This window comes from Streptomyces sp. NPDC031274 (assembly GCF_055570235.1).
In genome coordinates this window covers 1-1,447 of the sequence record NZ_JBVIHP010000213.1, presented here as the reverse complement: position 1 = coordinate 1,447, position 1,447 = coordinate 1, and the positions used below count along the sequence as shown (strand labels likewise).

1 protein-coding gene and 1 pseudogene are annotated in these 1,447 nt (G+C 70.8%); both read left to right on the top strand.

Annotated elements, in window-relative coordinates; all coding sequences use genetic code 11:
• Nucleotides 1-606: TetR/AcrR family transcriptional regulator (locus ACZ5CR_RS45080; RefSeq protein ID WP_468869418.1), on the top strand; the 606-nt coding region annotated here is incomplete at its 5' end.
• A gap of 18 nt (nucleotides 607-624) precedes the next feature.
• A pseudogene (locus tag ACZ5CR_RS45075) lies at nucleotides 625-1,307 on the top strand (aspartate/glutamate racemase family protein).
• Nucleotides 1,308-1,447 lie beyond the last annotated feature (140 nt).

Below are 1,447 nucleotides of genomic sequence, written 5' to 3'. Positions count from 1 at the left end.
CTGCGTACGCGGCGGGCTCTTGTGGCGACGGCCCTTGAGCTGTTCTCCGCCAAGGGATTCGCGGCCGCCACGCTGGACGAGCTGGTCGAGGCGGTCGAGGTCTCCAAGCGCACCTTCTTCCGTACGTTCGCCTCGAAGGAGGACGTCGCGCTCGCGCCGGAGCGGGAACTCTGGCGGGCCTACGCCGACGACATCGGCGAGCGGCCGTTCGTGGGGAGGCCCCTGCTCGCCGTCTTCGAGCGGTCGCTGTACGCCGCCGTGGCGAGCATGGAGGAGGGCTGGGAGCGGCGCTTCCTGGCGAGCCGCGCGCTGGCCGATGCCACGCCCGCGCTCAACGCGCACAGCCTGCGGCACTGTGCGGAGGTCACTGACGAGGTCGTCGAGGTCGCCGTCGCCGAGCTCGGCGCGGTGCCCGGCGCGGACCTGACCCCCCTGCGGGTCAGGCTCCTCCTGGAGCTGATGCTCTCGGCCTGGCGCGGCGCGCTCAAGGAATGGTCCGCCGGCGGGCGGCAGGACCGCGCGGCCCTCGTCGCGCACATGGACGCCACGTTCAGCGAGGTCCCCGCGGTCCTCGAACTGGCCGCGGAGAGGCCGGACCCCTCGTAGGGTGCGGCCATGAAGACGATGAAGACCATCGGGCTGCTCGGCGGCATGAGTTGGGAGTCGAGTGCCGAGTACTACCGGCTGCTCAACGAGCTCGTACGCGAGCGTCTCGGCGGCCTGCACTCCGCCCGCTGCGTGCTGTACTCCGTCGACTTCGCGGAGATCGAGCGGCTACAGGTCGCGGGGGAGTGGGAGCAGGCGGGGGAGGTGCTGGCCAGGGCTGCCAAGGGCGTCGAGGCGGCCGGTGCGGACCTCGTGCTGATCTGCACCACAAGGTCGCTGAACAGGTCCAGGCGGCTCTCTCCGTGCCGCTCCTGCACCTCGCGGACGCGACCGCCGACGCGGTGCTGCGCGCCGGCGTACGGCGCGTGGGGCTGCTCGGCACCGCGTTCACGATGGAGCAGGACTTCTACCGGGAACGGCTCGCCGCGCGGGGCCTTGAGGTGCTGGTGCCGGACGCGGCAGGGCGCACGCTCGTGCACCGGGTGATCTACGAGGAGTTGTGCCTCGGGGTGGTGCGTGAGGAGTCGCGCGCTGGGTACCAGAGGGTCATCGACGATCTCGTACGGGAAGGAGCTGAGGGCGTGATTCTCGGATGCACCGAGATCGAGCTCCTCATCGGGCAGGAGCACAGCCCGGTGCCGGTCTTCCCGACGACCCGCCTGCACGCGGAGGCGGCGGTGGCGGCGGCGCTCCAGGGCTGAGAACGAAACACCGGACGGTCTCGATGAATCGAGACCGTCCGGTGATCGAGGGCAGAGAGGGCAACCGGCGGGGGTCACTCCTCGACAGTCAGTCCCTTGCGAAGCTTGACGAGAGTCCGCGACAGCAGTCGCGACACCTC